This window comes from Bacillus sp. SIMBA_154 (assembly GCF_046536015.1).
Lineage (GTDB): Bacteria > Bacillota > Bacilli > Bacillales > Bacillaceae > Bacillus > Bacillus pumilus_P.
This window is the reverse complement of record NZ_JAWJBV010000436.1, coordinates 1-254: the sequence shown is the minus strand read 5'-3', so window position 1 is coordinate 254 and position 254 is coordinate 1. Positions and strand designations below refer to the sequence as shown.

Below are 254 nucleotides of genomic sequence, written 5' to 3'. Positions count from 1 at the left end.
CGCCTGTTTTGATAATGCGGTCGCAATTGCAGACACCCCCATATTTAACGATTTTAAAGTATTAGATAAATACTATCCTGACGCAAAATTTATATATTTAGAGCGAGAGCTTACTGCATGGATACCATCAATAAGACAGCTTTTACAACGAATGCACACTAATTTAACCCGTGCAGATGGTGGCTTTAACATTCATTTAAAGCGCTGTTATTTAAATACATTTAAAGACTTTTCACTAGAGAATATAAATAACG

General features: G+C 34.3%; 1 protein-coding gene. It reads left to right on the top strand.

Going from position 1 to position 254, the window contains the following annotated elements; translation table 11 throughout:
- A partial coding sequence (locus R0K30_RS22670) for a sulfotransferase (RefSeq protein ID WP_410613185.1) occupies positions 1-254 on the top strand: 254 nt, incomplete at both ends.